This is a genomic window from Cupriavidus sp. FW305-F7 (assembly GCF_058782875.1).
Genome location: NZ_JBYSYC010000045.1, coordinates 58,942 through 67,013, shown reverse-complemented (window position 1 = coordinate 67,013; position 8,072 = coordinate 58,942). Strand labels below are relative to the sequence as shown.

Sequence of the window (8,072 nt, the reverse complement as noted above, 5' to 3'; positions counted from 1 at the left end):
ACGAGCTGTTCTACATGGACAAGACCATGATGGTGTTCGGCGACGCCAAGAAGGTGGTCGAAGACATGTTCAAGGCGCTTGCGTAGATCCCTGACCGCTCTTGCGCTCAACGTAAGCAGACTGCTGAAAACGCCGGCTTTGCGCCGGCACACGGAGACGCCATTTCACGGCGCTCCGATCATAAGCCCACGATGACACCAGCCCAAAATTCCTCGTCTTCTATGGAAGTCGACGCCTTCTTCGACCCCAATACCGGGACTCTAAGCTACATTTTGCTCGATAGCTCAAGCCGGCAATGCGCCCTTATCGACAGCGTGCTCGACTACGACCCGAAGTCCGGCCGCACCCGCACCACCAGCGCCGACCGGCTGGTAGCGCGCGTGCAGGAACTGGACGCGACCGTGCAATGGATTCTGGAAACTCATGTCCATGCCGACCATCTCTCGGCCGCGCCATATCTAAAGCGGCGACTCGGTGGACAGACCGCCATTGGGAACCAGATCACCACAGTACAGACGGTCTTCGGCAAGCTGTTCAATGCCGGGCCGGAATTCTCGCGCGAGGGGCGCCAGTTCGATCGGCTACTGAACGATGGCGATACCTTTGCCATCGGTAGCCTGCAGGCGCGGGCGATGCACACGCCCGGCCACACACCGGCCTGCATGACCTATGTGATCAGCGACAGCGACGGCCACGAGATGGCAGCCTTCGTCGGCGACACACTATTCATGCCCGACTATGGCACCGCCCGCTGCGACTTTCCGGGCGGCGATGCAGGCACTCTTTACCGTTCCATTGGCAAGTTGCTGAGCCTCCCGCCGGAGACTAGCCTTTACATGTGCCATGACTACAAGCCTGGCGGCCGGGAACTACGCTACGTGACCACGGTAGCGGACGAGCGCGCGAACAACATCCATGTGTGCGATGGCATCCCTGAGCAGGAATTTGTCGCGATGCGCGAGGCGCGGGATGCCACGTTACCGATGCCCGCGCTGATCCTCCCCTCAGTGCAGGTCAACATGCGCGCCGGCGAATTCCCAGCGCCAGAATCCAACGGCGTGCGCTATCTGAAAATTCCACTCGACGCGCCATGATGGTAGGAATGCCTTCGCTAGCGCCGTAGAGACTGGAAAAGAATGAAACGGACCAACTGCCCTCACCGCTGACCTTCGGGCCAACCGAATAAGGGACATCCGGGCTTTGATAAGCACAACGTTATCGTGCCCTATTGCCAAGGCCCGGAAACGCCAGCGTCACGAGCATCCTGACACGCGCGCAGCGGCCCCCCTTGTTTGCGAGTCTGGCGGGAGCGCAACGGCAGTAGCCGGCCAGGAAGCGACGGTCGACAGCACGCCCCGAACGGCGTCTCTACGCTTAGCTGCGGCCATCCAAAAGATCCTCATGCCCAAGCTCCCGGCCTACTTCTGCGCGACGTTCGTTCCCCGGAGCGGACATCCGACTGATGCGTACGTCAGAAAACGCCTGAGCCTTCGCAGACGTCCTTGCAAGCTCCGGGTGTTAAGGAACCAGGTCGATGTCCGAGTTATGGCTCCATTCCTTCATCCTAGTGGACGGGCACCCGCTATTTTGCTTGCCGGTCTCCCGGCGCGCTCAGAACTTGTGCCTGACGCCGACCGCCACCTCAAACATGTGATCCTTGTCTGTACCGAGGTAATAGCCGTTTGTGTAGCCGATCGCGGCGGAATAAATGTTCAATGCCACATTACGCGTGTAGCCGATACACATCGGTCCGCCTGGAGAAGCTGTAGTCCGCGATGAACATTCGGCCACGGATGACCGGTTGCTGGAAGCCGATATGGAATCGGGCCGCAGGGGTCCGGGACAATCCGAGGTGGGAGGCCGCTGAGGTGCTTACTCGACGACGATCCCGCGCTCCTTGATCAGCGTTGACAGCCGCCTGCTCTCGTCAGTCAGCAGGTTTCGGAAAGCTGACTTGTCCAGTGGCACCGGTTCGGCGCCGAGTTGCGCGAACCGTTGCTTGAGCACTGGCGAGGCCAATACCTTCTTTAACGCCGCAGAAAAGCGCTCGCTGATGTCGGCCGGGACCTTATTCGGTGACCAGACACCGAACCAGACATCAAGACTCGCATTGCGGATGCCCAGGTCCGCGTATGACGGTGCGTCCGGAAAGAACGGCGACCTGCTCTCGCTCGCCACTGCCAGCAGCTTGACCTTGCCACTTCGGATGTGGGGGAAGCCAATCCCCGGGTCGAATACGACGTCCGTCTGACCGGCCATCACATCCTGCAGCGCAGGGGCGGAGCCTTTGTACGGCACCTGCGTGATCGACGTGCCGATGCTCTGGTTGAATAGCTCGGCGGCGAGATGCGGTGCCGTCCCGGTTCCGGCCGACGCGATGGTGATCTTGCTCGGTTGCGACTTCGCCAAAGTGATGAACTGCTTGGCATCCCTGGCCTCAAGCGTTGGACGGGCGACTAGATACATCTGGGCGCGTCCGATCGCCATGACGGGCGTTAGATCCCGGGACGGGACGAGATTCGACTTGAACAGATATGGGTTGGCCGTCTCAACCGAGGTGGGGGCAATCAGAAACGTGTACCCGTCCGGCGTCGCCCTCACGACTTCGCCGACCGCCAGGTTGCCGCTCGCCCCCGGCTTGTTTTCGACGATCACTGTCTGCCCCAGTGCTTCATTCAGCAACTGTGCAATCGCACGCGCCATCACGTCCGTTCCGCCGCCTGGAGCGAAACCGACCACTAGGCGGATGGGCCGTGCCGGCCACGCGGGACTCTGGCTCGCGGCCGGAAACGCTGCACCAGCCAGCATGACGGCAGCCAGCGCCAGTACCGCGCGGCGTGAACGGAAATGAGAAATGGGGCTGAAGCGGTGGGTCATGGTGGTTGTCTCCTGGGTTGTCTTTGCGGTCGGAAGCGACCGTCGGAACGAACCATAGACGGAGCGTTCGATGTTGTAAATAGGGTTCTATGGTTATCCATAGGATAATTTTATGGAGGAAGCGCCACTTGCGCCACCTTTTCTATAATTATCCTATGGATAACGTCGATACCCTATTTACAATCTGATTTCGATGTTCTACCGTTCGGTTCATTGGCAGCGGCCCTGCGCCGGTCGGCCTGCCGCAACGCAAATCAACGAGAGACAACGTGCTTGATAAGAGACAGTTTCATATCGATGGGAAGTGGGTCACGCCCGCACGGCGCCAAGACCTGACGGTGATCGACCCATCCACCGAACAACCCTGCGCAGTGATATCTGTCGGCGATGCGCTCGATGCCGACCGCGCGGTGCAGGCGGCAAGGCAAGCCTTCTCAGGCTGGTCTCGTACCAGCCGGGGCGAGCGCCTTCGGCTGGTAGAGCACCTGCTGGAGATCTATGAAAGACGCGCCGTGGAAATGGCGCGGATGATCAGCCTGGAGATGGGCGCGCCCTTAGACATGGCGCGCGCCGAACATGTCGGCGCCGGCGCGTATCACATGAGGAACTTCATTACCGCGTTTCGCACATTCTCGTTCGAACGTTCCCTCGGCACGCATGCACCCAACGATCGGATCCTGATGGAGCCGATCGGCGTCGCCGGCCTCATCACCCCGTGGAACTGGCCCATGAATCAGGTCACGCTGAAAGTCGTGCCCGCATTGCTGGCCGGATGCACCGTCGTGTTGAAGCCATCCGAGATCGCGCCGCTCTCCTCGATGCTCTTTGCCGAATTCATCGAGGAAGCCGGCTTTCCGAACGGTGTGTTCAATCTCGTGAACGGGGACGGGACGGGAGTCGGCGCGCGCCTGTCGTCCCATCCCGATATCGACATGATCAGCTTCACGGGCTCGACCCGTGCCGGCGTCGCCATATCAAAGGCCGCAGCCGAAACGCTCAAGCGAGTGGTGCTCGAGCTCGGCGGAAAAGGGGCCAACCTCGTCTTTGCCGACGCGGATGCGGATGCAGTCAGACGCGGAGTGCTCCATTGCTTCAAGAACACCGGCCAAAGCTGCAACGCCCCTACCCGCATGCTGGTCGAGCGCTCGGTCTATGCGCGCGTAGTCAACGAGGCCCGGGAAATCGCTGTGAATTTCGCGGCCGAGGCGGCGCACGCGCCGGGGAAGTTCTTCGGCCCGCTGACCTCGGCGGCGCAATTCAGGAAAGTCCGGGAGATGATCGAGACAGGCATTGCGGAGGGCGCGCGACTTGTTGCAGGCGGCCCCGGGCGTCCCGAAGCGCACGAATGTGGCTACTTCGTGCGGCCAACCGTTTTTGCGGACGTGACCAACCAGATGACCATCGCCCGCGAGGAGATCTTCGGCCCTGTGCTCTCGATCATTCCTTTCGACACCGAGGAAGAGGCGATCGCCATCGCGAACGATACGCCGTATGGGCTGGCCAATTACGTGCAATCGACCGATGACGAACGATGCCGCCGCGTCGCGGGCCGGCTGCGTTCAGGCATGGTGGAGATGAATGGCAGGCCGCGCGCACCGGGATCTCCTTTCGGTGGCATCAAGGCGTCCGGACGTGCCCGCGAAGGCGGGATCTGGGGCATTGAGGAGTTTCTTGAAGCCAAGGCGGTTTCCGGCTGGACGGATCCTGCCCGCTCGCGCTGACCCCACGCGACCCACCTTCATCGAACCGGAGAACACACAACATGAATGGCGCCGAAAGTCTGGTCACCACACTGCTCGAGTCGGGCATCGATACCTGCTTCGCCAATCCCGGCACCAGCGAAATGCATTTCGTCGCGGCCCTGGATCAGATTCCAGGTATGCGGTGCGTGCTGGGGCTGCAGGAGAACGTCATTACCGGCATGGCCGACGGCTATTTCCGCATGGCTCGGAAGCCCGCGAGCACGCTATTGCATTGCGGCCCGGGACTTGCCAACGGCTGGGCGAACCTTCACAACGCTCGCCGCGCTAATAGCGCGGTCGTCAACATCGTGGGAGATCAGGCGACCTATCACCGCCCGTATGATGCGCCCCTCACTGCCGATACGGCCGCGCTTGCGGGCGCAGTATCGGCATGGGTCCGCACGAGCCAGTCCGCAGCCGACGTCGGTCGTGATGCGGCCGCGGCGGCAGCCGCTGCGCGCACCGCGCCTGGACAGATCGCCACACTGATCCTGCCTTCCGATACGTCCTGGGATTCGGGCGGCGTTGCCGCGCGCGCATTGCCCGTACCGTCAGCGCCATCGATCGATACATTTGCCGTCGATAATGCGGCGCGCATTCTGCGCCAGAACAGCAATGACGTGCTGATCCTGCTTGGCGGCGAATGCGCGCTGCCCGAAGCGCAGGCGCTCGCCTGGCGCATTGCCAGCGCGACGGGCGCGACCCTGAAGTACGAGTACGTGATGGGGCGGGTCTCGCGTGGACGAGGCCGTCTGCCGATCGAGCGGGTGCCCTACAACACCGATCAAGCCATCACGATGATGGCATCGTTTCGGCACATCATCCTGGTCAACGCCAGGCCACCAGTCGGATTCTTCGCCTACCCCGGCAAGCCGTCCCTCCAGTATCCGCGCGAAGCCCAGATCCATCATTTGTCGCGCGTCGACCAGCATCCCGAAGCGGCCCTGCTCGCGCTGGCGGAGGCGCTGAACGCTCCAGTGGTCGATATGCCGCCCGCGCAGCCCTGCCCGGAGATCGTTACCGGTGCACCCACGCCGGAAGGGCTGGCCCAGACGATCGCCGCCTTGATGCCGGAGCACGCGATCGTATCGGACGAAAGCATTTCGTATGGCCGCAGCTTCTACCGATTCACCCACGCTGCAGCACCACATGACTGGCTCTCACTGACCGGCGGTGCCATTGGCGACGGACTCCCGGTTGCAACCGGCGCGGCGGTGGCCTGTGGGGGCTCCAGACGGGTCATCAGCCTGCAGGCTGACGGCTCGGCGATGTATTCGCTTCAGTCGCTTTGGACGCAGGCACGTGAACGACTCCCCTGTACGACGATTTTGTTGGCCAACCGCAAGTACAACATCCTGATCGGCGAGTACAAGAACGTCGGAGCATCACCGGGGTCCACGGCCATGAGCATGCTTGATCTGTCGAATCCCAACCTCGACTGGGTCAGGCTTGCCAACGGCATGGGGGTGGAGGCAGCACGCGCAACGACGCTCGAGCAGTGCGCCGACCTCATGAGGCAGAGCTTCCGTCAGGACGGCCCCTTCCTGATCGAACTGTTGATCTGAGTGAAGGCCGGCACTGCAACGTTACCCGAAGCACGCCGCGCGCGGCACCAACTGCTAGACGCGGTGGGCGGAAATCTACCCAGATATGGAGACATACGAACGTGAACGAGATTACCCACGTCGGTTTTTTAGGCCTTGGCAACATGGGTGCCGCGATGGCAATGCGGCTTATTCACCCCGGGTGCCGACTGCACGTCTACGACCCCAACCCGCAAGCCGTGTCGCGACTCGTGGACGCTGGCGCGGTGGCGCATGCCAGTCCGCGTTCGGTGGCGGATGCCGCCGCCATCGTCATGGCCTGCCTGCCAAGCCAGGCGGCGTGCGAAGCGGCGATTTTCGGCCAGGACGGCGTGGCGACCGGCAACGCGCTGCATACGTACGTCGAGATGTCGACGATCGGTCCGACTGCGGTGTCCTCCATCGCACAGAGACTTCGGCGTCAGCATATCGCCACGGTGGACGCGCCAGTCAGTGGTGGGCCGTCCGCCGCGCGTGCGGGCACGCTGTCCATCATGCTGGCCGGCGGGAGCCATGACATTGCGTGCGCCATGCCCTCGCTGGCTCGCATCGCGAAGACGATTCACAACCTGGGCAACCAGCCCGGCCAGGCACAGGCGATGAAGCTGGTGAACAACATCATGTTGGCCGCCAACATGGCAGTTGCATCGGAGGCGTTGGCGATGGGCGCCAAAGCAGGCCTGAACGCCGACGCCATGGCCGACGTCATCCAATCCAGCACCGGCCAGAGCGCGGCAGCAGACATACTTGCTCGCTTCGCCCTCCCTGGATCGTTCGACTTCGGGGCACACATGTCGATCCTCGCAAAGGATGTGGAGCTCGCCATCACAGAGGCCAGCAATCTGGGCGTCCCGGCGCGCGTTCTAGAGCAGGCCCGGGGCGTCTGGCAAACGGCAATGGAAGAAGGACGCAGCCAGGACGATTTCACTTCGATCATCAAGAGCGTGGAAGAACGCGCCAACGTGCTGGTACGCGGGGCACCACGTCGGTAACCCGCCAATCAGTAAATCTAACAACGACAACACCCAAGGAGCAGACCATGGATTCATCCACCGAACACATTCATTCCACCACGTCGATTGCCGGCGCCGAAGCGCTTGCGCAAAGGCTTTCCTATGCCACGCCCGAAACGGCGCCACTGGTGCCGGGACGCCGCTCATTCTTCAAGTATCGGGACCTGGGCGTGACGACTGCCACGGATGGCCGCATGCGCGCGCAGATAACTCTTGCAACGGGCGAAATGCAGCAAACCGGGTGGCACTATCACCTCTGCGATTCGCAGTTCATTTACACACTGCGCGGCTGGGTCGACCTGGTCTTCGAAAACGGCCGCCATATTCGCGTCAGCGCGGGAGAATCGCTCCTGATCCCTGGCGGACTCAAGCACAACGAGCTGGCGATCTCCCCAGACCTCGAGCTTCTCGAAGTCTCGGTTCCGGCAAAGATGGGAACGGTGGCTTGCGACCCGCCAGCGAACTTCAACGAATCCTTCTGACGCGAGACGACATGACGAAAGGTTATATCTTTGCCGAAGTAGACATCCATTCGCCCGGTGCGGAGTGGGATGAGTACGCCAGCAAGGTCCAGCCCACGCTGGATTCCTATGGTGGCGTGTTCCTGATTCGGGGAGGCACGCCCAACGTCCTCGAGGGCAACGCCAAAACGGGGACGTTTGTGGTTCTGGAGTTCGCGAGCCCTGAGCAGGCCGAAGCCTGGTACACCTCCACGGACTATCAGCGCATTCTGCCGCTGCGTCTGCGCAATGCCGACGCGCGCGTCATCTGCTTGCCTGGAGCAGGCTGAATGCCCGTGTCATCGCCCGTGATAAACTCAAAAGTCGTTCGCGCACCCGGAATCCGAGGTTCGCCCC

The 8,072-nt window shown here is 61.9% G+C and carries 7 protein-coding genes; 6 read left to right on the top strand and 1 reads right to left on the bottom strand.

All coding sequences use genetic code 11. The features are described 5' to 3' along the window. Window positions 1-221: 221 nt before the first annotated feature. Window positions 222-1,094, top strand: a complete 873-nt coding sequence (locus tag AC3WL8_RS31665; protein ID WP_492379625.1) for an MBL fold metallo-hydrolase — start codon at window positions 222-224, stop codon at window positions 1,092-1,094. Between the two features lie 778 nt (window positions 1,095-1,872). Here AC3WL8_RS31665 and AC3WL8_RS31660 read toward each other — a convergent pair. Next, on the bottom strand, window positions 1,873-2,877 hold the full coding sequence (locus AC3WL8_RS31660) for a Bug family tripartite tricarboxylate transporter substrate binding protein (protein WP_492379623.1): 1,005 nt from the start codon (window positions 2,875-2,877) through the stop codon (window positions 1,873-1,875). A 269-nt stretch (window positions 2,878-3,146) separates the two neighbouring features. Between AC3WL8_RS31660 and AC3WL8_RS31655 the strand changes: the two genes are divergently transcribed. The 5 genes from AC3WL8_RS31655 to AC3WL8_RS31635 are packed head-to-tail and all read left to right on the top strand — an operon-like array spanning window position 3,147 to window position 8,005. Beyond that, window positions 3,147-4,598, top strand: coding sequence for an aldehyde dehydrogenase family protein (locus AC3WL8_RS31655; RefSeq protein ID WP_492379622.1), 1,452 nt, complete (start codon window positions 3,147-3,149; stop codon window positions 4,596-4,598). Between the two features lie 41 nt (window positions 4,599-4,639). Continuing rightward, a complete protein-coding gene (locus AC3WL8_RS31650) occupies window positions 4,640-6,184 on the top strand; it encodes an acetolactate synthase large subunit (protein WP_492379621.1) in 1,545 nt (514 codons plus the stop codon). Further along, on the top strand, window positions 6,118-7,194 hold the full coding sequence (locus tag AC3WL8_RS31645; protein ID WP_492379620.1) for an NAD(P)-dependent oxidoreductase: 1,077 nt from the start codon (window positions 6,118-6,120) through the stop codon (window positions 7,192-7,194). The genes AC3WL8_RS31650 and AC3WL8_RS31645 overlap by 67 nt, the downstream gene beginning before the upstream one ends. Before the next feature lie 47 nt (window positions 7,195-7,241). Continuing rightward, entirely contained in the window at window positions 7,242-7,697 is a 456-nt protein-coding gene (locus AC3WL8_RS31640) for a cupin domain-containing protein (protein ID WP_492379619.1), read from the top strand. An 11-nt stretch (window positions 7,698-7,708) separates the two neighbouring features. Further along, on the top strand, window positions 7,709-8,005 hold the full coding sequence (locus AC3WL8_RS31635) for a DUF1330 domain-containing protein (protein WP_492379618.1): 297 nt from the start codon (window positions 7,709-7,711) through the stop codon (window positions 8,003-8,005). Window positions 8,006-8,072: the final 67 nt, after the last annotated feature.